At 69.4% G+C, this 23,182-nt stretch carries 22 protein-coding genes; 11 read left to right on the top strand and 11 right to left on the bottom strand.

What is annotated here, in order from left to right:
* Positions 1 to 11: 11 nt before the first annotated feature.
* Positions 12 to 584, bottom strand: a complete 573-nt coding sequence (locus ACZ1DY_RS10400) for a GNAT family N-acetyltransferase (RefSeq protein WP_465484191.1) — start codon at positions 582 to 584, stop codon at positions 12 to 14.
* Positions 581 to 2,050, bottom strand: coding sequence for an APC family permease (locus tag ACZ1DY_RS10395; protein ID WP_465484190.1), 1,470 nt, complete (start codon positions 2,048 to 2,050; stop codon positions 581 to 583). Before ACZ1DY_RS10395 ends, ACZ1DY_RS10400 begins: the two co-directional genes overlap by 4 nt.
* 188 nt (positions 2,051 to 2,238) lie before the next feature.
* On the opposite strand from ACZ1DY_RS10395, the gene ACZ1DY_RS10390 reads away from it, so the two are divergent.
* Positions 2,239 to 2,880 carry a GOLPH3/VPS74 family protein gene (locus ACZ1DY_RS10390; RefSeq protein WP_257488586.1) on the top strand — a complete coding sequence of 214 codons (642 nt, stop codon included), beginning with the start codon at positions 2,239 to 2,241 and terminating at the stop codon, positions 2,878 to 2,880.
* Between the two features lie 20 nt (positions 2,881 to 2,900).
* Complete coding sequence (locus tag ACZ1DY_RS10385; RefSeq protein ID WP_465484189.1) at positions 2,901 to 4,070, top strand: saccharopine dehydrogenase family protein; 1,170 nt, start codon at positions 2,901 to 2,903, stop codon at positions 4,068 to 4,070.
* A gap of 261 nt (positions 4,071 to 4,331) precedes the next feature.
* Here the strand turns inward: ACZ1DY_RS10385 and ACZ1DY_RS10380 are convergent, their stop codons facing one another.
* From ACZ1DY_RS10380 to ACZ1DY_RS10370, 3 genes are read right to left on the bottom strand one after another with little or no spacing between them, the layout of a single operon-like run.
* Positions 4,332 to 5,324, bottom strand: a complete 993-nt coding sequence (locus tag ACZ1DY_RS10380) for a PHP domain-containing protein (RefSeq protein ID WP_465484188.1) — start codon at positions 5,322 to 5,324, stop codon at positions 4,332 to 4,334.
* An 18-nt stretch (positions 5,325 to 5,342) separates the two neighbouring features.
* A complete protein-coding gene (locus ACZ1DY_RS10375; protein WP_126735485.1) occupies positions 5,343 to 5,846 on the bottom strand; it encodes a metallophosphoesterase family protein in 504 nt (167 codons plus the stop codon).
* Positions 5,846 to 6,505, bottom strand: coding sequence for a GntR family transcriptional regulator (locus ACZ1DY_RS10370; protein ID WP_192746051.1), 660 nt, complete (start codon positions 6,503 to 6,505; stop codon positions 5,846 to 5,848). The genes ACZ1DY_RS10375 and ACZ1DY_RS10370 overlap by 1 nt, the downstream gene beginning before the upstream one ends.
* A gap of 35 nt (positions 6,506 to 6,540) precedes the next feature.
* On the opposite strand from ACZ1DY_RS10370, the gene araD reads away from it, so the two are divergent.
* The 4 genes from araD to ACZ1DY_RS10350 all read left to right on the top strand — a co-directional run bounded on the left by araD (position 6,541) and on the right by ACZ1DY_RS10350 (position 12,913).
* A complete protein-coding gene (gene araD, locus ACZ1DY_RS10365; protein ID WP_465484187.1) occupies positions 6,541 to 8,259 on the top strand; it encodes an L-arabinonate dehydratase in 1,719 nt (572 codons plus the stop codon).
* Positions 8,260 to 8,359: 100 nt separating this feature from the next.
* Entirely contained in the window at positions 8,360 to 10,210 is a 1,851-nt protein-coding gene (locus tag ACZ1DY_RS10360) for a VanW family protein (protein WP_465484186.1), read from the top strand.
* Between the two features lie 137 nt (positions 10,211 to 10,347).
* Positions 10,348 to 11,559, top strand: coding sequence for an MFS transporter (locus ACZ1DY_RS10355; protein WP_465484185.1), 1,212 nt, complete (start codon positions 10,348 to 10,350; stop codon positions 11,557 to 11,559).
* 139 nt (positions 11,560 to 11,698) lie between these two features.
* Complete coding sequence (locus ACZ1DY_RS10350) at positions 11,699 to 12,913, top strand: GGDEF domain-containing protein (RefSeq protein WP_465484184.1); 1,215 nt, start codon at positions 11,699 to 11,701, stop codon at positions 12,911 to 12,913.
* 334 nt (positions 12,914 to 13,247) lie between these two features.
* Here ACZ1DY_RS10350 and ACZ1DY_RS10345 read toward each other — a convergent pair whose 3' ends face one another.
* Positions 13,248 to 14,600: a TrpB-like pyridoxal phosphate-dependent enzyme gene (locus ACZ1DY_RS10345; protein ID WP_257488593.1), complete on the bottom strand. Its 1,353-nt coding sequence runs from the start codon at positions 14,598 to 14,600 to the stop codon at positions 13,248 to 13,250.
* Between the two features lie 76 nt (positions 14,601 to 14,676).
* Here ACZ1DY_RS10345 and ACZ1DY_RS10340 point away from each other — a divergent pair, with 76 nt between their 5' ends.
* From ACZ1DY_RS10340 to ACZ1DY_RS10330, 3 genes are all read left to right on the top strand, one after another.
* Positions 14,677 to 15,561: an arginase family protein gene (locus ACZ1DY_RS10340; protein WP_465484183.1), complete on the top strand. Its 885-nt coding sequence runs from the start codon at positions 14,677 to 14,679 to the stop codon at positions 15,559 to 15,561.
* Positions 15,558 to 16,247, top strand: coding sequence for a dienelactone hydrolase family protein (locus ACZ1DY_RS10335; RefSeq protein ID WP_465484182.1), 690 nt, complete (start codon positions 15,558 to 15,560; stop codon positions 16,245 to 16,247). Before ACZ1DY_RS10340 ends, ACZ1DY_RS10335 begins: the two co-directional genes overlap by 4 nt.
* Positions 16,248 to 16,600: 353 nt before the next feature.
* A complete protein-coding gene (locus ACZ1DY_RS10330) occupies positions 16,601 to 17,395 on the top strand; it encodes a PIG-L family deacetylase (RefSeq protein ID WP_126735470.1) in 795 nt (264 codons plus the stop codon).
* Positions 17,396 to 17,459: 64 nt separating this feature from the next.
* Here the strand turns inward: ACZ1DY_RS10330 and ACZ1DY_RS10325 are convergent, their stop codons facing one another.
* Entirely contained in the window at positions 17,460 to 17,867 is a 408-nt protein-coding gene (locus ACZ1DY_RS10325) for a RidA family protein (protein WP_465484181.1), read from the bottom strand.
* Between the two features lie 48 nt (positions 17,868 to 17,915).
* On the opposite strand from ACZ1DY_RS10325, the gene mtnA reads away from it, so the two are divergent.
* Positions 17,916 to 18,881, top strand: a complete 966-nt coding sequence (mtnA, locus tag ACZ1DY_RS10320) for an S-methyl-5-thioribose-1-phosphate isomerase (RefSeq protein ID WP_465484180.1) — start codon at positions 17,916 to 17,918, stop codon at positions 18,879 to 18,881.
* On the opposite strand, the gene ACZ1DY_RS10315 is transcribed toward mtnA, so the two are convergent.
* The 4 genes from ACZ1DY_RS10315 to ACZ1DY_RS10300 all read right to left on the bottom strand — a co-directional run bounded on the left by ACZ1DY_RS10315 (position 18,853) and on the right by ACZ1DY_RS10300 (position 22,496).
* On the bottom strand, positions 18,853 to 19,728 hold the full coding sequence (locus tag ACZ1DY_RS10315) for a nuclear transport factor 2 family protein (RefSeq protein WP_465484179.1): 876 nt from the start codon (positions 19,726 to 19,728) through the stop codon (positions 18,853 to 18,855). The two genes, mtnA and ACZ1DY_RS10315, sit on opposite strands and share 29 nt — an antisense overlap.
* A gap of 85 nt (positions 19,729 to 19,813) precedes the next feature.
* Complete coding sequence (locus ACZ1DY_RS10310) at positions 19,814 to 21,034, bottom strand: GNAT family N-acetyltransferase (RefSeq protein ID WP_465484178.1); 1,221 nt, start codon at positions 21,032 to 21,034, stop codon at positions 19,814 to 19,816.
* 53 nt (positions 21,035 to 21,087) lie between these two features.
* The gene (locus tag ACZ1DY_RS10305; protein WP_126735463.1) at positions 21,088 to 21,303 is read right to left on the bottom strand and encodes a ferredoxin; all 216 of its coding nucleotides are present in this window, start codon (positions 21,301 to 21,303) and stop codon (positions 21,088 to 21,090) included.
* A 2-nt stretch (positions 21,304 to 21,305) separates the two neighbouring features.
* Entirely contained in the window at positions 21,306 to 22,496 is a 1,191-nt protein-coding gene (locus tag ACZ1DY_RS10300; RefSeq protein ID WP_126735461.1) for a cytochrome P450, read from the bottom strand.
* Between the two features lie 112 nt (positions 22,497 to 22,608).
* Between ACZ1DY_RS10300 and ACZ1DY_RS10295 the strand changes: the two genes are divergently transcribed.
* Positions 22,609 to 23,175: a TetR/AcrR family transcriptional regulator gene (locus ACZ1DY_RS10295; RefSeq protein ID WP_219145375.1), complete on the top strand. Its 567-nt coding sequence runs from the start codon at positions 22,609 to 22,611 to the stop codon at positions 23,173 to 23,175.
* Positions 23,176 to 23,182: the final 7 nt, after the last annotated feature.

Here is a 23,182-nt window from a genome sequence, read left to right as displayed (position 1 = left end):
TTACCAGTCCTTTATAGACAAATCGACGGCTCCCGCCACATGGGCAGCATCGGCGGCCCACCCTCGACCGCGAAAGCCGGCCCGTGATCGCGGAAACCCAGGCGCCGGTACAGTTTCGCGCTCTCCGCGCTGCTCGCCTCCAGGTACGCGGGCACCGCGCCGTACCGGTCGAGGCCGTGCTTCAGCAACCGTGCGCCGATCCCTCGCCGTTGCGCGTTCTTGCGGACGCCGATGAACTGCGCGTGGTGGTACTCGCCGGCGGGGGCGTGCTCCGTCATCAGCTCGAACACCATCATGAGCCTGCCGATTTCCTCCCCGGTGAGGCCGGCGAACGCTTCGTCGTCGATGTCCTCGTCGCCACCGGGCGCCCAAACCGCGGCGCCGGAGAGATCGTCGGTGACGTCGACATGGCCGCCCACGGCGAGCATCCCCAGTACGACCGCCCGATGGAAGATCGGCAGCGCCACCGCGCGGCGCTCGTCACCGGGAAAGACCCACATACTCACCGGGTCTTCATGGAAGGCCTCGGACAATACGTCGACGACGGTGTCCATTTCGGACTCTTCAGCAGCGCGGATGATCATCGTCCCACCTCCAGCTTGACGGGTTCGTCGTCTTCGAGCGGGCCACCGATCGCCGCGTAGGTCTCGGGATCCTTCGTCCGCAACACTTCCGCGCGCAGGAAGCCGGCAAGGGCCGCGACGAGCACGAGACCGGGCAGCCCCCAGCGCAACAGGAACGTCCCGGCCGGACCGAGCAGCAGATCGAAGTTGAACAGGATCAGCGCGAGGACGGCCGACAACGCGAGCATCGCCGCGCCCGGCGCGATCCAGCGGCGCCAGGCGTTTTCGGCGCCGCGGCGCCGTTTGAAGAAGCCGATCACCGACAGGGAGACGGCGATCATGATCACCACGACCCCGGTGGACGCCGTCGTGCCGAGCCAGGTGAACAGTTCGGTCACCGGATCGCGGCCCGCGATCGCGAACAGTGACACGACCACGAGCGCGAGCGCGGTCTGCGTGAGCGAACCGGCCACCGGGGCGCCGGTGCGTTTGCTGGTCTTGGCCAGCGAGCGCGGCAGCAGCCCTTCCCGGCCCAGCGCGAAGAAGTACCGCGCGACGGCATTGTGGAAGCTCAGCAGCGCCGCGCACTGACCGGTCACGAACAGTGTGTACGCCACATTGGAGAACGTTTCGCCGAGGTGCTCGCCCGCCAGGTTGAACAACAGGTCCGGGCCCTGCGCCGCCGCGGTGGTGACGATGACGTCCGGTCCGGTCCCCACGGCCAGCGCGAGCGACGAGACGACGTAGAGCACCGCGGTGAGCCCGATCGCCGCGTATGTCGCGCGGCCGACCGTGCGGCTGGGTTCCCGGGTCTCCTCGCCGTAGGTCGCCGCACCCTCGAAACCGATGAACGCGGCGGCGGAGAACGCGAACACCGCGCCCACCCCGGTGGTGAACAGGCTCGACGGCTCCAGCGGAACCCAGGAAACGCCGCCACCGGCGGGATTCGCGAACAAGGCGATGTCGATGATCGCGACGACGGCGACTTCGAGGCACAGCGCCACCCCGAGCACCTTGGCGTTGAGATCGACCCGCAGGACACCGAGCGCGCCGATGATCAGCACCATCACCAGCGCGCACAGCCACCACGGCGGCGGGGATCCGGTGAGCGTGCCGAGCCAGGTCGACACCGACCAGCCGAACAGACCGTAGATGCTGATCTGGATGGCGTTGTAGGAGATCAGCGTGACGAACGCGATCCCGGCGCCGGTGGATTTGCCGATCCCGTTGGCGACGTAAGGGTAGAACGCGCCCGCGTTGGTGATGTAGCGGCTCATCGCGGCGTATCCGACCGCGAACAGTCCCAGGATCGGGGCGAGCAGGAGGAACGACAGCGGCACGCCGATACTGCCGGTGACCGCGTAGTTGGTCGGGACGCCGCCCGCGATGGCGAACAACGGACCCGCCGCGGCCACCACGAAGAACACGATCTGGGCGGCTCCGAGCCGTCGATGGCCGAGACCGCGCCGCGGTCTTTGCGTACCCATGAACCCGTCCCCCGGACGTAGGTTTGGCGCTGGAGTTTCTTGATCTTGCGAGAGCCATCCCACCCTAGGGCCGGCCACCTCGGCGAGGTACGTCCGTTCAGGCTAAAAACGGACCTCGGGTCGCAGTGGTCCGCGCGCTACCGCTACTTTGGCCGTCCCGCACTACGACGCCGGGGGGCGTGCCATTCATGCGTCGGCTGACCTTGGTCGATTCCCTGTTCTTCCTCGCCCACGACGAGTTCACCGGAAAACCCGCGCTGCGCCGCACGGGACTCGGCATCGGAATGGCCGGTTCCGCGCTCTGCGATCTCCTCCTCGCCGAGCGGATCACCGTGGAACGCAAACGAATCCGGCCGTTGTCGCGCCGCGGTCTCGCCCATCCACCGCTGGACAGGGTGTTCTCGGAAATCCTCCGCGAACCCGAGCGGCACACCGTCCGGGAATGGGTCGGTCATCTCCGCCACGATCTCGGGGAAACGGTCGCGGAGAACCTGCTCGCCGCGGGAGTGATCGACCGCGCGACCGACCGGATGCTCCTGCGGAAGAATCACCGGTATCCGCCGCGGGATCTGCTGATGTCGACGGCCGCGCGCAGCAAGGTGCGGGCGGCCGTCCTCGGCACCGAACAGCCGGATCCGCATTCGGTCTGTCTCGCGTTACTGGCCTGGACCATCGGTATCGACGATTTCTGCGAACCGGAACTCGACCGCGCCGGCCTGCGGGCCTGGGCCGGGTCCACGCACCGGGAACTCCCGAAGGCGCTCGCCGAACTGATCTCGGGGGTGGACGCGGTGAGCGCCGCCGTCGTCTACACCGGCGACAGGCGATGACCGGCGGTAGCCTGACGCCCATGCCTGCCGATCGTGACCACGACGTCGTCCTGTTCGGCGCCACCGGGTTCACCGGTGGCCTCACGGCGGAATACCTCGCCCGCGCCGCGCCGCCCGGTCTGCGCCTCGCCTTGGCCGGGCGGAACACCGGCAAGCTGGAGGCGTTGCGGGAAAAGCTTTTCTCGATCAACCCGGCGCTCTCCGAACTGCCGCTGCTGCGTGCCGACGTCGCCGACGCGAACTCGCTGCGAAGGGTCGCCGAGTCGACGAAGGTCGTCGCCACCACGGTCGGTCCGTATGTCCACTTCGGAGAGCCACTGGTCGCCGCGTGCGCCGAGGCGGGGACCGACTACGCCGACCTCTGCGGCGAGCCCGAGTTCGTCGACAAGATGTACCTCGCCCATCACGCCCGCGCCGTCGAGACCGGTGCGCGGCTCGTGCACGCGTGCGGTTTCGACTCGATCCCGCACGACCTCGGCGCGCTCTTCACGGTTTCCCGATTGCCGCAAGGGAAACCGATCAGGATCGACGGGTACGTCCGCGCGGGCGCGGCACCGTCGGGCGGCACCTTCCTCTCGGCGCTGACGGCGTTCTCGCGGCTGCCGTCCAGTTTCCGCGCCGCCCGGGACCGCGCGGCGGCCGAACCGCGACCGGAGGGCCGTCGTACGCGCGCCCCGCTGGGCACACCGCATCGCAGCCCCGACGGTTTCTGGGCGGTGCCGCTGCCGACCATCGACCCGATGATCGTCGAGCGGTCCGCCGCCGCGCTCCCGGTGTACGGCCCCGACTTCACGTACCGGCATTTCGCCGCGATCAAACGGCTTCCGGTGGTGGCCGCCGGCGCGGCCGGGATGGGTCTCGTCTTCGCCGCCGCCCAGATCCCGCCCGCGCGACGGGCGCTGTCGAAGCTGCTCAAGCCCGGCGGCGGCCCGGACGAGCAGCGACGGGCGCGGTCGTGGTTCTCCGTGCGGTTCCACGCCGAGAGCGGCGGCGAACGCGTCGTGACCGAGGTGTCCGGCGGCGACCCGGGGTACGGCGAGACGGCGAAGATGCTCGGCGAGTCCGCGCTGTGCCTGGCGCTGGACGACCTGCCCGCGACGGCCGGGCAGGTCACCACGGCGACCGCGATGGGGCAGGCGCTGATCGACCGGTTGAGCGATGCGGGCCTGCGCTTCGCAACGCTCTCGTGAGTGGGCGGTTCTGACCGCGGGTGGTCTGGAGCAGGTGTCGCGAAAGCCACTTTCGGGACGTCTGATGTCCCGAAAGTGGCTTTCGCGACATGATCACCAGGGCCCGGGCGCGGCCGACGTTGCGAAAGTGGCTTTCGCAACCTTCAACGTTGCGAAAGTGGCTTTCGCAACCCCCGGCCGAGCCCAGCACCCGGCCGAGCCGCGGTACCGAGTGGGTCCGGTCTCGTGAGTGGTGAGGACGGTTGGAACCGTCCTCACCACTCACGAGGCCAGCAGGCCCTCAGCGGTCCGTGTGTTGATCACGCGGTCCGGCTCGATCCCCAGCTCGGTGGCCCGCTCGCAGCCGAAGACCAGCCATTCCAGCTGCCCCGGCGCGTGCGCGTCGCTGTCGATCGCGAAGTCGCAGCCCAGGTCCACGGCCAGGTTCAGCAAACGCGTCGGCGGGTCGCGGCGCTCGGGACGCGAGTTGATCTCGACGGCGACCCCGTTGTCCCGGCACGCGGTGAACACCGCCTCGGCGTCGAACTCCGACTCCGGCCGCTTCCCGCGCGCCCCCATCACCAGCCGCCCGGTGCAGTGCCCCAGCACGCGGACCCGCGGATGCTGCACCGCGGCGATCATCCTCGGCGTCATCTCCTTCGCGGGCATCCGCAGTTTCGAGTGCACGCTCGCGACGACGAAATCCAGCTGCTCCAGCAGTTCTTCCTCTTGGTCCAGCGTGCCGTCGAGGTGGATGTCGACCTCGATACCGTGCAGGATCCGGAACGGCGCCATCGTCTCGTTCAGTTCCGCGACGACGTCCATCTGCCGCCGCAGCCGTTCCGGCGACAGACCGTTGGCGACGGTGAGCCGCGGCGAGTGATCGGTCAGCACCATCCATTCGTGGCCGAGCGAGCGGGCGGCCTCCGCCATCTCTTCGATCGGGCTTCCCCCGTCGGACCAGTCCGAATGCGTGTGACAGTCGCCGCGCAACGCCGCCCGCATCGGGCCGCCGTCGGGCAGCTTCGGCTCGCCGAGCTTCTCGAAGTACGCGGGACGACGCCCGGCGAGCACGTCTTCGACGACTGCCGCGGTCGCCTTGCCGATATTCGGCAACGCGGTCAGCGTGCCCGCCTTGGCGCGTTTGCGCAGGTCGTCGGGCTCGACCTTGGCGATCACCGAAGCCGCCTGCCGGAACGCCCGCACCCGGTAGGTCGGCTCGCCAGCGCGCTCCAGCCGGAACGCGATCTCCCTCAACGCCTGCGCCGGTTCCATGGCTACCTGTCTACCCGGTCAGCGCCGAAGCGGCAGCTCATGAAGAGCTACTTCGCGCAGCTCGCCGTCGCGGATCTCGGCGGTCTGGTATGTGCAGAACGGCTGGCGCCGCCGGTCGGTCGGCGAGCCGGGGTTCAGCAGCCGCAGGCCGTTCGGCGTGACCGTGTCCCAGGGGATGTGGCTGTGGCCGAACACGAGGACGTCGGTGTCCGGGAACTGCTCGTCGCAACGGCGCTCGCGCCCCTGCTTGCCGCCGGTTTCGTGGATGACCGCCAGCCGGACGCCGCCGAGATCCGCCCGCGCGATCTCGGGGAGCCGCGCCCGCAGGTCGGCGCCGTCGTTGTTGCCATAGACCCCGATGAGCCGCTTGCTCCGGGCTTCGAGTTCGTCGAGCAGGGCGACTTCGACCCAGTCACCGGCGTGGATGACGACGTCCGCCGCCTCGACCTCGCGCCAGACCTGGGCCGGCAGTTTCTTCGCGCGCTGCGGAAGATGCGTGTCGGCGATGAGCAGCAGGCGCATCATTCGTCTCCGATGGTCTCGAGGATCCGGTCCAGGAAGTCGCCGATGTGGGCGCGCAACAGGCCGGCCGCGCCGTCGGCGTCCCCCTTCTTCGCCGCCGCCAGCACCGCCTTGTGCTCGGCCCATTCCCGGCGCCAGCTGGGGTTCGCCGCCCAGCCGACCACGCTGATCAGCGCCGCGCGGTCCTTGAGGTCGTCCAGGATGGAGACCATCAGCGGGTTGCCGCAGCCGCTGTAGAGCGCGCGGTGGAACCGGCGGTTGAGCAGGCTGAGCGCCGCCTGGTCCTTGTCCGAGATCGCCGCCGACGCCTCCTTCAGCGCCTCCGCGGCGTCTTCGAACAGGTCCGGCGAGCGGCGCTCGACCGACCGGCGCACGGCTTCGGGCTCCAGCACCATGCGAACGTCGTAGACGGACTTCGCCAGCTCGGCGTCGACAACGCACACCGAGGCGCCCTTGTACGGACTGAAAGTCACCAGTCCGGTGTTCGAGAGCACCTTCAGCGCCTCGCGCACGGGCGTCTTCGACACTCCGAGCCGGGCGGCGAGTTCGGCTTCGACCAGTGGCTGCCCGGGCTTCAGCTCCCTGGTGAGAATGCCGCGGCGGATCTCTTCGAGCACCACTTCGGTCCGGGAAGCGGGCAGGCTGAAGGTCGAGGACATGGGGCGATCATATATGAGATGCCATACTCGGCTTCATGAGGAACCCTGAGGAATTCCGCAGTCACCGCTGGTTCGGCGGCGACGAACTGCGCGGTTTCAGCCACCGGGCCCGGAGCAGGCAGCTCGGCTACAACCCGGAGGAGCACCTCGGCAAGCCCGTCATCGCGATCCTCAACACCTGGAGCGACATCAATCCCTGCCACATGCATCTGCGCGAGCGGGCGGAACAGGTCAAACGCGGAGTGTGGCAGGCAGGCGGATTCCCGCTGGAGTTCCCGGTCGCGACCCTGTCGGAGACCTTCCAGAAACCGACACCGATGCTCTACCGGAACCTGCTTTCGATGGAGACCGAGGAGATCCTGCGGTCCTACCCCGTCGACGGCGCGGTGCTCATGGGCGGCTGCGACAAGACGACACCGGCGTTGCTGATGGGCGCGGCGAGCGCGGGACTGCCCGCGATCTTCGTCCCCGCCGGCCCGATGCTGCGCGGGCACTGGCGGAACGAAGTGCTCGGCAGCGGCACCGACATGTGGAAGTACTGGGACGACAAGCGAGCCGGGCTGATCGGCGACGACGAACTGTCCGAATTGGAGCGTGGGCTGGCCCGTTCTCCCGGAACCTGTATGACGATGGGCACCGCGTCCACGATGATGTCGGTCGCCGAAGTGCTCGGGCTGACGTTGCCCGGCGCGGCGTCGATCCCCGCCGTCGACTCGGCGCACCACCGGATGGCCGCGGCGAGCGGCGCCCGGATCGTCGAGATGGTCCGGGAGGACCTCACCATCACGAAGATCCTCGACGACCGCGCGTACGCCGACGCGATCACCACCGTGCTGGCGCTGGGCGGCTCCACCAACGCCGTCATCCATCTGATCGCGATGGCCGGTCGCGGGCGGATCCCGTTGTCCGTGGACGATTTCGACGCGATCGCGCGGCGGGTCCCCGTACTGGCGAACATCAGGCCGGGCGGCGACTGGCTGATGGAGGACTTCTACTACGCGGGCGGGCTGCCCGGCCTGCTCTCCCGGCTGACCGACCTGCTGCACACCGATCGCGTCACCGTCACCGGCCGGACCCTCGGCGAAGACCTGAAAACGGCACGGGTGCACAACGACGACGTCATCCGCACGCGTGACAACCCGGTCGCGGCCGAAGGCGGAGTCGCGGTGCTGCGCGGAAATCTCGCGCCGTCGGGTGCGGTGATCAAGCACATCGCCGCCGAACCCCGGCTGCTCGTCCACACGGGACCCGCGGTGGTCTTCGACGACTACCAGGACCTGAAGAACCGCATCAACGACCCCGCGCTCGGCATCACCGAGGACTCGGTCCTCGTCCTGCGCGGATCCGGCCCGCTCGGCGGACCGGGAATGCCCGAATACGGGATGCTGCCGCTGCCGGATCACCTGCTGGCCAAGGGCGTCCGGGACATGGTCCGCGTGTCCGACGCCAGGATGAGCGGCACCAGTTACGGCGCGTGTGTGCTGCACGTCGCGCCGGAATCCCATGTGGGCGGGCCGCTCGCGCTGGTCCGCGACGGCGATCCGGTCACTTTGGACGTTCCTTCGCGACGGCTGAGCCTCGACGTCGATGATGCGGAATTGCAACGTCGCCGGACGGAGTGGACCACGCCGGCCCCGCGGTACGAACGGGGTTACGGCGCGTTGTACGCCGAACACATCACGCAAGCCGATGAGGGCTGTGACTTCGACTTTCTCGCCAGAGTGGGTGAAAATCCCGAACCTGACGCCCAGTGACCACCCGACGGAGTGACCCGCTCACCCAACCGGGCGAGTTGCACGACCACAAAACGCGCCCCGTATCTTGAACCTACGTCCGGAACGTGTGGAAGCCCGGATGTTCGATCACGACGCCCGGCCTCGCCGGACCGTGGAGGGTGGAGAGTTGCCGCAGGAACCGCGCTGGCCCGAGTCCCACGCTGAGCAGACGGACATTCTCCCGGTCGTCACGCCCGGGTTCGCGGAGTCTGCCACGCCGGAGGAGCCCGCGCCACCGAAGCGCCGTCGCAGCTACCGCAAGGCCGCCTTCATCGGCGGCGGCGTGTTCGGCCTGCTGGTCGTCGCGTACGCCCTCGACGTGCTGGTCTCCCAGGGCAGCGTCCCCCGCGGCGTCACCGTCGCCGGGGTCGACGTGGGCGGGATGGACCGCACGGCGGCCGAGAAGGAGCTCCGTGGCGGGATCGAGCCGCGGCTGACCCGGCCGGTGAAGGTCGTCGCGGGCGACGCCGAGGAGTCGCTGGCGCCGAACAACGCCGGACTGCGCCTCGACTGGCCCGCCACCCTCGACCAGGCCGGTGACCAGCCGCTGAACCCGTTCACCCGGATCGCGTCGTTCTTCTCGACCACCGAGGTCGGCGTCGTCACCCAGACCGACGACGCCAAGCTCACCGCCGCGCTGGAGAACCTGCGCGACAAGGTCGATCGCGACCCGATCGAGGGCACCGTGCGCTTCGAGGAGGCCAAGCCGGTCGCCGTCGAGCCGAAGACCGGGCAGAAGCTCGACCTCGACGCCGCCAAGAAGACCATCCTGGACCGCTGGGCCAGTGGCGAGCCGCTCACGCTCGCGGTCACCCAGACCCCGGTCAAGGTCTCGCCGGAGGCCGTCCACGCCGCTCTCGAGCAGATCGCGAAACCCGCCGTGGCGTCGCCCATGGTCATCAAGGGCGAGGGCAAGGACGCCGTCGTCAAACCCGCGCAGATCGCGGCCGCGCTGACCTTCGAGCCGGTCGACGGCGGGGTGCTGAACCCGAAGGTGGACAACAACAAGATCATCGAGGCCGCGGGCCCGCAGCTGAAGTCCACCGAGAAGGAGGGCAAGGACGCGCAGATCGTCTTCGAAGGCGGCAAGCCGACCGTGCAGCCCTCCGAGGACGCCAACGTCGTCGACTGGGAGCCGAGCCTCAAGCCGGTGCTCGACGTGCTCAAGCGCGCCGCGCCCCGCGAGCTGCCGGTGACCTACAAGAAGACCCCGGCCAAGGTGACCACCGAGCAGGCGAACCAGCTCGGCATCAAGGAGGTCGTCAGCGAGTTCAAGACCGGCGGGTTCGCGCCGGACTCGGGGACGAACATCCGGGTCGTGGCGCAGAAGGTCAACGGCGCCATCGTGAAACCGGGCGAGACGTTCAGCCTCAACGGGTTCACCGGGCCGCGCGGCGCGGCGCAGGGTTACGTCGAGGCCGGTGTCATCAAGGACGGCGCGCCCGGCCGCGAGGTCGGCGGCGGGATCTCGCAGTTCGCCACCACGCTGTACAACGCCTCGTACTTCGCCGGCATGAAGGACACCGAGCACAAGGAACACAGCTACTACATCAGCCGTTACCCCGCCGCGCGCGAGGCGACCGTGTTCCAGACCCACAGCGGTGCCAGCGTGATCGACCTGAAGTTCACCAACGACACGGACACCGGTGTGGCGATCCAGACCATCTGGACGCCGTCGGACATCACGATCCGGCTGTGGGGCACCAAGAAGTACACCGTCGAGTCGATCCCGGGCGGCCGCACCAACCCGTCCGAACCGCCGACGAAGCCCGGCCCCGCCGAGAACTGCAAGCCCAGCAACGGCGCGCCCGGTTTCACCACGTCGGACACCCGGGTCATCAAGGACGCCGCGACCGGCCGCGAGATCCGGCGGCACACCCGGAACGTGCACTACAACCCGCAGCCGAAGATCACCTGCGGCACGGAGTAGCGCTCCCTAGCGCGTGAAGGCCCCCTTCCCTCGATTCAGCCGAGGGAAGGGGGCCTTCACGCGCTTCGCGGTTTCACCAGGCGCGTGCGGGGCGGTACGCTCAGTGACTCACCCGATCGAGCGGGGGTGGCCACCTCGTGGAGTCCAAGGCGACCTTCCGGCAGATCCTCGCGGTCGGCGAACTCCGGGCGATCTGGTTCGCCGAACTCCAGTCGATCCTCGGTGACCAGGTGGCCAGGGTCGCCCTGTCGGTGCTGGTGTTCCAGCGGACCGGATCGGCGACCTGGCCCGCACTGACCTACGCGCTCACCTACCTGCCCGACCTGATCGGCGGGCCGCTGCTCGGCGGACTGGCCGACCGGTTCCCGCGACGCGCGGTGATGGTCTGCTCCGACGTGGTCCGCGCGCTCCTGGTCGCGGTGCTCGCCGTTCCCGGCATCCCGTTGCCCGTGCTCGCCGCCGTGCTGGTGGTGGTGCAGCTGGCCAACGCGCCGTTCACCGCCGCGCAGGCCGCGGTCCTTCCGTCGGTGCTCACCGGGGATTCCTACGTCCTCGGCCAGTCGCTGCTGAAGATCACCAACCAGATCGGCCAGCTCGCCGGCTTCGCCTTGGGCGGCGTGGTGATCGCCGCGATCGGGCCGGGACGCGGGCTGGCGATCGACGCGGCGACGTTCGCCGTCTCGGCCGTCGTCCTGCGGCTCGGTGTCCGCGCCCGGCCCGCGCCGGGCGCGAGCGGACCGGCGACGTCGACCCTGCGACGGCTTCGTGCGGGCGCCCGCACGATCTGGCACGACCGACGGCTGCGCGCGCTGGTCGGCCTGGCATGGCTGGCGGGTTTCGTGATCGTGCCGGAAGGGCTCGCGGTGCCCTATGCCGCGGAGATCGGCGGCGGCGCGGTGACGGCGGGACTGCTGCTCGCGGCGCATCCCGCGGGGATCGTGCTCGGGGTGTTCGTACTGGGACGTCTGGTGCGGCCGGAAGTCCGGTTGCGCATGGTCGGCGGGCTGGCGCTCGGTGCGATCGTGCCGCTCGCGGCGTTCTGGTTCCGGCCCTCGCTCCCCTACGCCGCCGGACTGCTCGTGCTGTCCGGGATGTGCGCGGCCTACCAGGTCACCGCGAGCACCACGTTCATGCGGCTGGTACCCGACACCGAACGAGGCCAGGCGTTCGGCCTCGCCGGGTCGGGACTCATCGCCGTGCAAGGAATCGGGCTGATCGCCGGCGGCCTGCTCGTCGGCGTACTCGGTTCACCCGCGACGACGGTCTCGGTCATCGCACTCGCCGGTCTCGTAGTGGCTGTTCCGGCCACCCGGGCTTGGCGCCACGTGGCCCCGCTTCACCCCCTTTGACCGGAACCGGGTACTCACCAGTTCTGCCCGCGCATGGAGCTCACCCCCTCCACTTCCCCGATCCGGTCACGCGTGGTGCACCCACGCCTACCCATACAGCGTAGTGACACCTAGTATCCAACCGATTACGTTCGTCTCCGTGGCGCTAACGAATTGGGCGCTGTGGCGGCTACCCCACCGCGGTTTGATCGGCTTCGTCCTCCTGGTGGACGTCGCGGCGATCGCCGGATCCGCCTGGTCTCTGGTCCGCGTCCCGTTCACTCAGGGCGACGCCCTCCCGTTCGCCATCCTGATCGTCAGCGCCGTGGCGTACACGGAGTTGTCACGCCCGGTCGAGCGGGTGCGGGAGCGGTTCGCGGGGACGCCGCACATCTCGCTCGACAGCGTCTGGACCTTCGCCGCCGTGCTGCTGGTGCACCCGGCGCTCGCCGCGCTGGTCATCGCCGTGTCGTTCTTCTACCGCTGGTTCCGCGGTCAGCCGAACCCGTTGTTCCGGCGGATGTTCTCCACCTCGGCGACCGTGCTCTCGGGTTTCGCGGCCGCCGCCTTCCTCTCCCGGTACGCGGCCCCGTTCGACGTACTCCCCCGCGACGTCGCCTCGTTCGGGTCGATCGTCGCGGCGGGCGTGGTGTTCCTGCTGGTCAACACGGTGCTCATGACCATCGCGGTGTACTTCGGCACCCCGCACGAGCGGCTGCGCGACGCGCTGGCGAAGCCGTTCGAATACGCGCTCGAAGCGGCGACGATCGCACTCGGCGTCATCGTCGCGTGGGCGTTGCGGGACTGGCCCGTGGTGCTGCTGCTGGTCGTCGGGATCACGCTGGTGCTGCATCGCGGCGTCCTGCTGCGGCAACTGAAACGGCAGGCGCGCAGCGACGCCAAGACCGGGCTGCTCAACGCCAAGGCGTGGCGCGAAGCGGCGGCCGACGAACTCGACCGCGCGCGGCGCGCGGGGCGGCACACCAGCCTGCTGATGGTCGACGTCGACCGGTTCAAGCTGATCAACGACCGGCACGGGCATCTGGTCGGCGACCGGTACCTGGCGGCGATCGCGGAAACGCTGCGCACCGAGGTGCGCGGCACGGATCTGGTCGGGCGGTTCGGCGGCGAGGAGTTCGTCGTGCTGCTGCCCGGCACGCCCGCCGTCCATGCCCACGCGATCGCGGAACGGATCCGGTCGAGCGTGGCCACGCGCGCCGGTGACCTGCCCGAGCACGTCACCGTGTCGATCGGCCTCGCCGACCGGCCGGGCGTCAGCGATCTGGACGCGGTGATCGCCGTCGCGGACCGGGCGCTCTACGAGGCGAAGAACACCGGGCGGAACCGGACTTCGGGCTACCAGGTGACCGGCTGACCCCCTCGCGTTTCGTCCTCTGGATGCGGTCTTTGCGTGTGCAAGTACCTGACTATCCACAAGGGACACTTCCCGGGACGGCAGTGTCCGATTCGGGCATTCGATGGGGTCGTTCTATTGAGAGGTAAGGCAAAGGTGGCGCAGGTTGGGGCGTGTGGAAACAGGGACGTTGAGTGTCCCTACTTCCACACACCCCTCCTGAACCGGTCGTGACAGGGACGTTCTCGCCGGACTGTGTGGATTTCGGGTCCTCCAACGCACCAAAATCCACACAGTGCCGGCTGACCCCTCCCGAATGTCAGGAACGACCCTTTCATGACATCCGCGCGAGGGGCTACGGAAGGCCGGCGAGTGACTTCTCGAGGGCCTCATCGGGCAGCGCGTGGTCGGAGATCTCGCCCGCCAGGTACGCGCCGTACGCCGGGAGGTCGAGGTGCGCGTGCCCGCACAGCGCGGTCAGAATCACCTTCTCCTCGCCGGTTTCCTTGCACCGCAACGCTTCCTGGATGCACGCGGCGAGCGCGTGGGTCGGCTCGGGCGCGGGGATGATGCCCTCCGCGCGGGCGAACCGCACGCCTGCCGCGAAACAGTCCTCCTGCCCGATGGCGACCGCGTCGATCAGCCCGAGCTCGTAGATATGCGAGATCAGCGGCGACATCCCGTGGTAGCGCAGGCCGCCGGCGTGGATCGGGTCGGGGATGAAGTCGTGACCGAGCGTGTGCATCTTCAGCAACGGCGTCAGCCCGGCGGTGTCCCCGAAGTCGTACGCGTACTTCCCGCGGGTGAGCGTCGGGCAGGCGGCCGGTTCGACCGCGCGGATCACCGGGTCCATCCGGCCGGCGAGTTTCTCACGCAGGAACGGGAAGGCGAGCCCGCCGAAGTTGGATCCGCCGCCGGTGCAGCCGACGAGGACGTCCGGGGTGTCCCCGGCCAGTTCGAATTGTTTGAGCGCCTCTTCGCCGATGATCGTCTGGTGCAGCAGCACGTGGTTGAGCACGCTGCCGAGCGCGTAACGCGTGTTCTCCGCCTGCGCCGCCTGCTCGACCGCCTCGCTGATCGCGATGCCGAGGCTCCCGGTCGAGCCCGGGTCCGCGGCCAGGATCGCGCGGCCGGATTCGGTCAGCTCGGACGGGCTGGGATGCACCGTCGCGCCGAAGGTCTCCATCATCAGCTTGCGATACGGCTTCTGGTCGAACGAAGCGCGGACCTGCCACACCTCGCATTCGAGCCCGAAGGTGGCGCACGCGAACGCGAGCGCGCTCCCCCACTGTCCGGCGCCGGTTTCCGTGGTCAGCCTGGTGACCCCCTCCGCCGCGTTGTAGAACGCCTGCGGGACGGCGGTGTTGGGCTTGTGCGAGCCGACCGGGCTGACGCCTTCGTACTTGTAGTAGATGCGGGCGGGGGTGCCGAGCGCCTTCTCCAGCCGCCTCGCGCGGTACAGCGGGGACGGCCGCCAGAGCCGGTAGACGTCGAGGACCTCTTCCGGGATGTCGATGTACCGTTCGGTGCTGACTTCCTGGGCGATGAGCGCCTGCGGGAACAGGGGCGCGAGGTCGTCCGGGCCGACCGGCTCGCGGGTGCCCGGATGCAGTGGCGGCGGTGGCGGCTCCGGCAGATCCGGGACGATGTTGTACCACCTGGCCGGCATGTCCGCTTCGTCGAGGATGTACTTGGTCCGCTCCGCCATTGAGCCTCCTCTGTCCGTCCCTTCAACCTAAAGGGACGGACGGCGTGGCACCAGGCGTCACTACTACGGTGGGGGCATGGGGAATTTCGTACTGCTCGACGCACCGTCCAATCTCGGACTGCGTCCGCCCGCCGAAGGGGTGGTCCCCGGCTGCTACAAGGCACCGGGCGCGCTGCGCGACCAAGGTCTGCTCACCCGTTTGGACGCCAGGGACGGCGGCGTCGTCACCCCGCCGCGGTATCTGCCCGCTTGGTCGCCCGGCGGCGGGGTGCGCAACGCGGCCGGGATCGCGGCCTACACCGCGGCCCTCGCCGGGCGGCTGGCGAAGATCCGCGCGGACGGCGGCTTCCCGGTGGTGCTCGGCGGCGACTGTTCGATCGCGCTCGCCGCGATGCTGACTCTGCGTCGCGAAGGCCGCTTCGGCATCGCCTACTTCGACGGCCACGACGACTTCCGACACCTCGGCAATTCCGAGCACGTCGCCAACGTCGGCGGTGAGGCCCTCGCCGTCGTCACCGGACGCGGCCAACCGGAACTGGCCGATGTGGACGGTCTAGGTCCCTACGTCCGCGACGAGGACGTCCTCGTGCTCGGCGTTCGCGCGGAGGAGTCCGCCGAAGCGCGGGACGCGGGGCTGCGTGTCGTGACCAGCCAGGAGATCATGGCGTCCGGCACCGATGGCGCGCTCGCCGCCGCCCGCGAGATCTTCGCGCCGCTGGACGGTTTCTGGATCCACGTCGACATCGACACGCTCGATCCGGAGTTCGTGTCCGCTGTGGACAGTCCCGACCCCGGCGGGCTCAGCCCGGACAAGCTCGTCGAACTGCTCCGCGGCCTGCTCGCGATCCCCGGCGCCGCCGGGCTGGAGCTGACCATCTTCGATCCCGACCTCGACCCCGACGGCACACAGGCCGCCCTGGTGGCGGACTGCCTCGTACGCGCACTGGAAGGAACCCGATGACCAAGGTGACCGTCGCCGACGGCTCGTTCGACGCCCCGCTCTGGCTGCCCGAATCCGGCTCCGGCCCGGGGCTGGTGCTGATCCAGGAGATCTTCGGTCTCGACGACTACCTCAAGTCGGTCGCCGCCGACCTGGCCGCCCTCGGCTACGTCGTCGCCGTGCCCGAACTGTTCTGGCGGATCTCCCCCGGCTGGTCGGCAACGCACGACGAACCCGGGCTCTCGGCCTCGATGGCCGTCGCCGGACAGCTCGATCCGGCACGCGCCGTCACCGACGTGCTCGCGACCCTCGCGACGCTGCGCGAACTGCCCGAAACCGACGGCCGCGCAGGCCTCTTCGGCTTCTGCCTCGGCGGCTCGATGGCCTACGCGGCCGCGGCCGAAGGCGACCCGGACGTCGCGGTCTCGTATTACGGCTCGCGCGTTCCGGAGCAAGTTCCGTTGCTGGACAAGATCACCTGCCCGATCCAGTTCCAGTTCGGCGGCGAGGATCCCTACATCCCCGTCGAGGGCGTGCGCCGCCTTGCCGACGCCGTCGCCTCGCACGACGGGGCGGAGATCCACATCCACGAGGGCGCGGGGCACGCGTTCCACAACCATGTGGCGCCGATGTTCCACCAGCCGGAGCCCGCCGCGGCGGCTTGGGCGCTGACGCTCGAGTTCCTGGGGCGGGTCTTTCCGGCGTAAGTGGGCGTTGGGCTCGTGAGTGGTAAGGAGGGTTAGAGCCGCGGGTGGCGTTTTCGGAGCTCACCTGCCCGGCCGGGGTTGCGAAAGCCACTTTCGCAACCTTCAACGTTGCGAAAGTGGCTTTCGCAACGTCGGCCGTGGCCGGGCACGACACCGCCCTGGCGAGCAGGTCGCGAAAGCCACTTTCGAGACGTCTGATGTCCCGAAAGTGGCTTTCGCGACACCCCTCCCCCGGCCCGGAGCCAGCAGGTATCCAAGACACCCTTGATCAGAACCGTCTTTACCACTCACGAGGCGCTTCGCTGTGGGCGAAGCACCGGAATATGTCGGTGCCTCCCGGTAGTTTCCCCAGCATGGCCACATTGGTGAGTTTTCACGCCCACCCCGACGACGAGTGCATCGTCGCGGGCGGCGTCATGCGCAAGGCCTTCGAGGAAGGTCACCGTGTCGTGCTCGTCGTCGCGACCAGGGGGGAGGTCGGCGAGGTGCCGGACGGGTTCCTCGACGACGGAGAGGAGTTGTGGCAGCGCCGCGTGCAGGAGACGCACGCTTCCGCCGAGGTCCTGGGGGCCAAGCGGGTGGAGTTCCTGGGGTACACCGATTCCGGCATGATGGGCGAGCCGCGCAACGACGAGCCCGGCACGTTCTGGCAGGCCGACGTCGAGGAGGCCGCGCAGCGCCTGGCCGCGATCCTGCGCGAGGAGCAGGCCGACGTCCTGACCGTCTACGACGACAACGGCGGCTACGGGCATCCGGACCACATCCAGGTGCATCGCGTCGGCATGCGCGCGGCCGAGCTGGCGGGCACGCCGCGGGTCTACGAGGCGACGAGCAACAGCGACGAGATGCGCCGCGGCATGGAGGAGGCGGTGCGGACGGGGCAGATGAAGGCGGAGGATCTCCCCGATTTCGAAGACGGATCCGAGTTCGGCAAGCCGGAAGCGGTCCTGACGGCGCGGGTCGACGTCACCGCGTACCTGCCGGCCAAGCGGGCCGCGATGCGTGCGCACGCCAGCCAGATCAGTGAGGATTCATTCTTCCTCGCGATGCCGGACGAGGCCTTCGCGCAGGCGTTCGGCGTCGAGTGGTTCATCCGCGCCGGGCAGGGGCCGGGCATCACCGAGACCGATCTGATGGCGGGTCTCTGACCCGCCGTTGATGAAGGATCGGGGACACTCGACGTCCCGGATCCTTCATCAACGCACGGAGGGATCAGGCCGTGGCGGCGGTGACGTCGAGCTCGACGAGCTGCCCGGGATACCCGAGCTGCGCGACGCCGAGCAGGGTGCTCGCGGTGGTGAACGCCTCCCCGATCTCCGACCCGACGAACCGGTCCCACACCGCCGAGAGCACATCGGCGTCCGGGGTGACCACGTAGATCACCGTGCGCACCACGTCGGCCGGGGTCGCCTTGGCGAAGGCGAGCGCGGCGGCGGTGTTCGCGACGACCTGGTCGACCTGGGCGAGCACGTCGCCCTCGACGACCTTGCCGTCTTCGGCGAGCGGGCACTGGCCGGCGAGGTGGACGTCCCGCCGTCCTTCGACGATGGTCACGTGGTGGTAGGTGGGCGTGGGGTGCAGACCGGGCGGATGGTGGCGTTGAATGGTCACGGGCCGCATCCTCACCGAGGCGGTCGCGACGGGACAACCGGATTTCACGGGGGAGCCATGCGCAGGACGATCGACTGGACCGGTGACGCGGTCACGATCATCGACCAGACCGTCCTGCCCGCCGAGTATCACGTGCTCGAACTGCGCACGGTCGGTGAACTCGTCGACGCCATCCAGCGGCTGGCGGTGCGCGGGGCGCCGGCGCTCGGCGCGGCGGGGGCGCTCGGTGTCGTGCTCGCGGTCCGCGCGGGAGGTGACGTCGAGGCCGAGGCGCATCGCGTCGCCCAGGCCCGGCCGACGGCGGTCAACCTGAGCTGGGGTGTCTCCCGCACCCTCGCGAAGCTCCCGGAGGGGCCGGACGCCGTCCTCGCCGAAGCGCTCGCGATCCTCGATGAGGACGAGCGGATCAATCACGAAGCCTCCCGGCTGGCGGCCGCGGTGGTGCTCGAACACTGCGAGCGGCGGCCGTTGCGGCTGCTCAGTCACTGCAACGCGGGCCACCTCGCCACGGTCGCCTGGGGCAGCGCGCTCGGCGTCGTCTGGCATCTTCAGGCCCGCGGCCTGGTCGAGTCCGTGCTGGTCGACGAGACCAGACCGCTGCTGCAGGGCGCCCGCCTGACCGCGTGGGAGCTGGCCGAAGCCGGTGTCCCGTACCGCATCCAGCCCGACGGCGCGGCCGCCGCCGCGATGAGCCGCGGCCTCGTCGACTGCGTGCTCGTCGGCGCCGACCGGATCGCCGCCAACGGCGACGTCGCCAACAAGATCGGCACCTACGGCCTGGCGATCGCGGCGAAGCACCACGGGATCCCGTTCGTGGTCGTCGCCCCTTCGTCCACTGTGGACACCGCGATGCCGGACGGCGCCGGGATCGTGATCGAGGAACGCGATCCCGGCGAGGTCCTGGGTTTCGGTGGCACGAGGGTCGCTCCCGATGGCGCGGAGGTGTTCAACCCGGCCTTCGACGTGACGCCGTTCGAGCTGGTCACCGCGGTCGTCACCGAGCAGGGGGTGCTGCGCCCGTGATCAGCTTGGTGAACAGTGCGGCCATTTCCGCGTCGTCGTAGCTGAGCGGAAGCGTGTCGAAGTAGTAGCGGAGAACGCCGGAGCCGGTGCCCACGACCATTCCGAAGTCGATCGTCCGCCCTTTCGCCCGCACGGTCCCGCGATACTCCCGGAACTCCCCCGCCGCCTGATCGGGTGCCAGCCGGACGTCGGTCATCGCGCCCGAAAGCCTGCGGAGGTAAGCGAAATGGCACGCCGGGTCCGTCACCGGTGCGGTCAGCCCCGGCCCGGTGAAGGCCGGCCCCGGCCGCGGACAGTCGTCGCCGACACCGGCGAACAGTTCGCGCAGGCCGTCGTTTTCGAGCGGGCGGAACCATTCCGTCCGATCGTGGTAGCGGCGGCCTTGGGTGACTTCACCGTTCTCGAGCACCACCCGGTAGACGGCCGGGTACCGCACCATCCGGCCTTGGATCACCGCTTCGTTGGCCGCCTCGTAGAAGACGGCGTCGCCGTTCACCGAGATCCTCACCGGCGTGAACCGGAACGTCGGGAACGCGCCCAGCAGGGTACGCAGGCTGTTCTCGATGTTCGCCCTGCCTTGGACCGGCGCGGCGCTGCCCGATTCCGCGAGCGTCCCATCGGCGGCGAAAATGGTGCCGTACAACCGGACACGGGCTTCCCGTGCCTCGGGGGTGTCCGAGCGCATCGCCCCGAATTCGGTCTGTTTGGTGACGAAGGCGCACGCGGACGGCGACACCGCGCCTTCGACCAGGTCTCCGAGCTGCTTCGGAAGTACACAGCCTTCGGTCGTCTCAGCCACCGCCGCCCCGCTTCCCATCACCGTCGCACCGAGCAGAACCGCCGCCACACCAACGAATCTCTTGATTTTTCGCACCTGGTCACCTTGGCAAGAGCGACCACGCGAAGTCGATTACCCGGCAGGTAATGCCGGGCTAGAAGGATTCGACGCAGGACGGCTCGCGGTCGGAGGCGAACGCGGCCGTCGCCCGGGCAACGGCGCCGGCGGTCCGCTCCTTGATCCGGCCCGCCGCGGCCAGCGTGCTGGGCCTGGTGCCACCGAGGAAGATCGCGCCGAGGTCGTCCACGCCCAGTTCGAGATCCGGCGCGTCCTCCACACGCGTCACCTCGGCGTTCCCGCCGGCGTCGGTGACGAGCCGCCAGTTCCCGGTGTTCCACGGACAGAAGGCGTCGCGCACGCCGAACACCAGATCCACCGGAGCGCCGTAGCGGCGGGTGACGAGGCCACGGTCGACGTCGACGAGCCGGAGCCACAAGGAGTCACCGGCGGACCGGGTCATGGCGCGGGGATTGGCGAGCAGATGAATGAGCGGCTCGTCGAGGGCGGTGATCCCCTCCACCGTGAACACCAGGTCGTAGTCGAGCAGGAAGCGATACAGCGTCGCGTACGCCTCCGGAGTGGTCGCGACCAGTTCCTGCACGGTCAAGATCCCTCGCGGGCCTTCTTCGTTCCAATCGTTCTTCAGCCGGTAGATCACGTAGCCGTCCGGGAGCACGGCGAACTTCAGCGCGGTCGCGCCGTGGCGGCGGTACTCCGGGTCGTCGAGGATGAATTCCCAGGCCGACTCGGGCCTGTCGAGTGCGCCGGCCCGTTGCGGCGCTTCCTTGTCGTAGATCGCCTTGATCAGCGGGATCGCCTGTTTCCGCCCGACTTCGCGTACTCGTTCGGCTTCGAGCTCGACGCCGGGCCGGAACGCGGACTTGGCGCGCACCTTCGCGCGGTGGAACTGCGCCGCGAGGCCGTAACCGAAACGGGGGTAGATGACCGCTTCGGACGCCCACAACGCGGCGATCGGTTCACCGCCGTCTTCGTGCAGGCCGTGCAATTGCGCCCGCATGGTCCGGGTGAGCACGCCCCGCCTGCGGTGACCCGGCGCGACGGCTACCGACGTCACCCCGGCGAACGGCGTCTGCCCGGCACCCGGAACGGTGATCTTGCGGGTGAGCAGTTCCCCCGTCCCGATGAGGTCGTCGCCGTCGAACACACCGTGCGTGCGGTCTGGCTCGAACACCAGCCTTTCGCGGTGTTTCAAACCTTCCGTCGGATCGGTCAGGAAGGCGCTCGCGAGCAGTTCCGCGAACGCGGGCAGGTCGTCGGTGGTCAGAGTGCGGAGGGTCAAGCCGTCATCGCTCACCCTGTCGTCCTACGCCTGTTCACCGGCGACCGCCACGCATTAAAGCGCGGTCATCAGGGCCGCGGCCCGATCACCTCACCCTTTTCCGTCACCTCGATGGCCATCGCGGGGCACGAATCCGCCGCGTCGAGCACGGTCTCGTCCGGCTCCACCTCGCCCGTGACCACCGTCGCCGTGGCGCCTTCGAGCACGAAGACCTCCGGCTTCAGCGCGGCGCACATCCCCGAGCCGATGCACGTGTCGCCATCGACGTCGACTTTCCAGCTCATGCTCACCATCCGATCGGCATGGAGCGGGGCCCCCGCACCAGCATCTGCGTCTTCCACACGATATCGCCATCGAGGCGCAGCCCGGGGAGATCGCGCAGCAGCGCCCGCAAGGCCTCCTGAAGTTCCAGCCTCGCCAGCGGGGCGCCGAGGCAGTGGTGCACGCCGTGGCCGAAACCGAGGTGGGGGTTGGATTCCCGGTCGAATTCGAGGGTTTCCGCCGAGGTGAACTGGAGCCCGTCCCGGTTCGCGGCGCCGATCGCGACCATCACCGGCTCGCCCTCCTTCACGAGCACGTCACCCACCTGGACGTCTTCGGTGGCGTACCGGGCGAACCCGGCTCCGGCACCCAGCGGGATGAACCGGAGCAGTTCTTCGACCGCGGCCGGGATCAGGTCCAGGTCCGCGCGGAGGCGGGCGAGCTGCTCCGGCTGTTCGAGCAGGGCGTAGACGAAATTGGGGATCTGGCTGGCGGTGGTCTCGTGCCCGGCGATCAGGATGCCGATGCACATGTCGACCAGTTCCAGCTCGCTCAGCCGGTCGCGGACGTCGCGCGCCTCGATCAGCGCGGTCATCAGGTCGTCCTGGGGTTCGGCGCGGTGCTGCTCGACGAGCACGTGCATGTACGCCCGCAGCTCGTCCTGGTTGGCCATCATCTCTTCGGTGGTCAGCGGGCTGGTCGACAACGCGGCGTCGCTCCACACGCGGAACTTCGGCCGGTCCTCGACCGGGACGCCGAGCAGTTCGCAGATCACCGCGACCGGGATCGGCAGCGCGTAGTCCTCGACCAGGTCGGCGGGCTGCCCCTTGGCCTTCATGTCCCGGATCAGGCCCGCCGCCAGTTCGGCGACGCGCGGCCGCAGGAGTTCGACGCGACGCATGGTGAATGCCTTCGCGACCAGCGTGCGCAGCCGGGTGTGATCCGGCGGGTCCATGCTCAGGATCCCGCCGGGCCGCCTGCCCGGCGCCATCCGCGGTTCGTCCCGTTCCGCCGCCATCGCACGGGAGAAGCGCCGGTCGCCCAGTACCAGACGCGCGTCGGCGTACCGGGTGGCGAGCCACGCCGGCTCACCGTGCGGAAGACGGACCCGGAGCATGCCCTTGGTGGCGCGGGCCGCCGCGTACGCCTCGTTGAGTTCGAGCCCGGCGTCCTCGTTGAAGGGATAGGCGACGAATTCGGTGTCAGTGGTGGTCATTTGTCCGGAAACCCCCCGGCTCGGCGGTTTGTAAGCAACTGCTTACAACGCTAACCATGATCACGCTGAGCGTCAATGCGCCTACCGTGCGACGTACGGTTAGCCTTTGGCGATGACGGAAGAACCGCAGGTCCGCAAGCGCGACGCGGCCGCGACCAGGGCGGCGCTGCTCGACGCGGCGGCGGCTCTCTTCGCCGAACGCGGTTTCGACCGGACGACCGTCCGCGACATCGCGAAACTCGCCGGAGTCAACCAGGCCCTGCTGTTCCGCTACTTCGGTTCGAAGGACGCGCTGTTCGAGGAGGTCCTGGCGCGCGGCGGACGCGAGCAGATCGCCACCACCCCACCGGACGAACTGCTCGGCACGGCGTTGCGCAGCATGCTGGAGGCCGACACCGGCCGCGACCGCACCCTCGACGCGTACCTGCGCTCGACGGGGCACGACAGCGCCGCCGCCGCGGTCCGGCGGCAGCTCGGCGAGGAGTACGCCAAGGTGCTCGCCACGCTGACCGACGCCGAAGACGCGGACCTGCGGGCCGACCTGATCCTCGCCTGGCTGCTCGGGATCGGCCTGGTCCGCGACATCACCGGGAAGGAACCGCTGGCCAGCGCGGATCCCGACGACGTCTGCCGCCTGGTGCTCGGCGCGGCGCGGACGCTGCTGGAGCGCAGCGGGTAATTCCGTC

It is taken from the genome of Amycolatopsis sp. PSD-21, assembly GCF_055561455.1.
Note: the sequence above shows the minus strand (reverse complement) of the source record. Positions and strands in the feature narration are given on the sequence as shown.

What these genes read in the sequence shown, in the direction of transcription:
- ACZ1DY_RS10295 (WP_219145375.1), top strand. Translation starts at nt 22,609, where the DNA reads ATGACGGAAGAACCGCAGGTCCGCAAGCGCGACGCGGCCGCGACCAGG.
- ACZ1DY_RS10300 (WP_126735461.1), bottom strand. Translation starts at nt 22,496, where the DNA reads ATGACCACCACTGACACCGAATTCGTCGCCTATCCCTTCAACGAGGAC.
- ACZ1DY_RS10325 (WP_465484181.1), bottom strand. Translation starts at nt 17,867, where the DNA reads ATGCGGCCCGTGACCATTCAACGCCACCATCCGCCCGGTCTGCACCCC.
- ACZ1DY_RS10340 (WP_465484183.1), top strand. Translation starts at nt 14,677, where the DNA reads ATGGGGAATTTCGTACTGCTCGACGCACCGTCCAATCTCGGACTGCGT.
- ACZ1DY_RS10335 (WP_465484182.1), top strand. Translation starts at nt 15,558, where the DNA reads ATGACCAAGGTGACCGTCGCCGACGGCTCGTTCGACGCCCCGCTCTGG.
- ACZ1DY_RS10375 (WP_126735485.1), bottom strand. Translation starts at nt 5,846, where the DNA reads ATGCGCCTGCTGCTCATCGCCGACACGCATCTTCCGCAGCGCGCGAAG.
- ACZ1DY_RS10385 (WP_465484189.1), top strand. Translation starts at nt 2,901, where the DNA reads ATGCCTGCCGATCGTGACCACGACGTCGTCCTGTTCGGCGCCACCGGG.
- ACZ1DY_RS10390 (WP_257488586.1), top strand. Translation starts at nt 2,239, where the DNA reads ATGCGTCGGCTGACCTTGGTCGATTCCCTGTTCTTCCTCGCCCACGAC.
- mtnA (WP_465484180.1), top strand. Translation starts at nt 17,916, where the DNA reads ATGCGCAGGACGATCGACTGGACCGGTGACGCGGTCACGATCATCGAC.
- ACZ1DY_RS10370 (WP_192746051.1), bottom strand. Translation starts at nt 6,505, where the DNA reads ATGTCCTCGACCTTCAGCCTGCCCGCTTCCCGGACCGAAGTGGTGCTC.
- ACZ1DY_RS10360 (WP_465484186.1), top strand. Translation starts at nt 8,360, where the DNA reads ATGTTCGATCACGACGCCCGGCCTCGCCGGACCGTGGAGGGTGGAGAG.
- araD (WP_465484187.1), top strand. Translation starts at nt 6,541, where the DNA reads ATGAGGAACCCTGAGGAATTCCGCAGTCACCGCTGGTTCGGCGGCGAC.
- ACZ1DY_RS10395 (WP_465484190.1), bottom strand. Translation starts at nt 2,050, where the DNA reads ATGGGTACGCAAAGACCGCGGCGCGGTCTCGGCCATCGACGGCTCGGA.
- ACZ1DY_RS10380 (WP_465484188.1), bottom strand. Translation starts at nt 5,324, where the DNA reads ATGGAACCGGCGCAGGCGTTGAGGGAGATCGCGTTCCGGCTGGAGCGC.
- ACZ1DY_RS10305 (WP_126735463.1), bottom strand. Translation starts at nt 21,303, where the DNA reads ATGAGCTGGAAAGTCGACGTCGATGGCGACACGTGCATCGGCTCGGGG.
- ACZ1DY_RS10345 (WP_257488593.1), bottom strand. Translation starts at nt 14,600, where the DNA reads ATGGCGGAGCGGACCAAGTACATCCTCGACGAAGCGGACATGCCGGCC.
- ACZ1DY_RS10330 (WP_126735470.1), top strand. Translation starts at nt 16,601, where the DNA reads ATGGCCACATTGGTGAGTTTTCACGCCCACCCCGACGACGAGTGCATC.
- ACZ1DY_RS10400 (WP_465484191.1), bottom strand. Translation starts at nt 584, where the DNA reads ATGATCATCCGCGCTGCTGAAGAGTCCGAAATGGACACCGTCGTCGAC.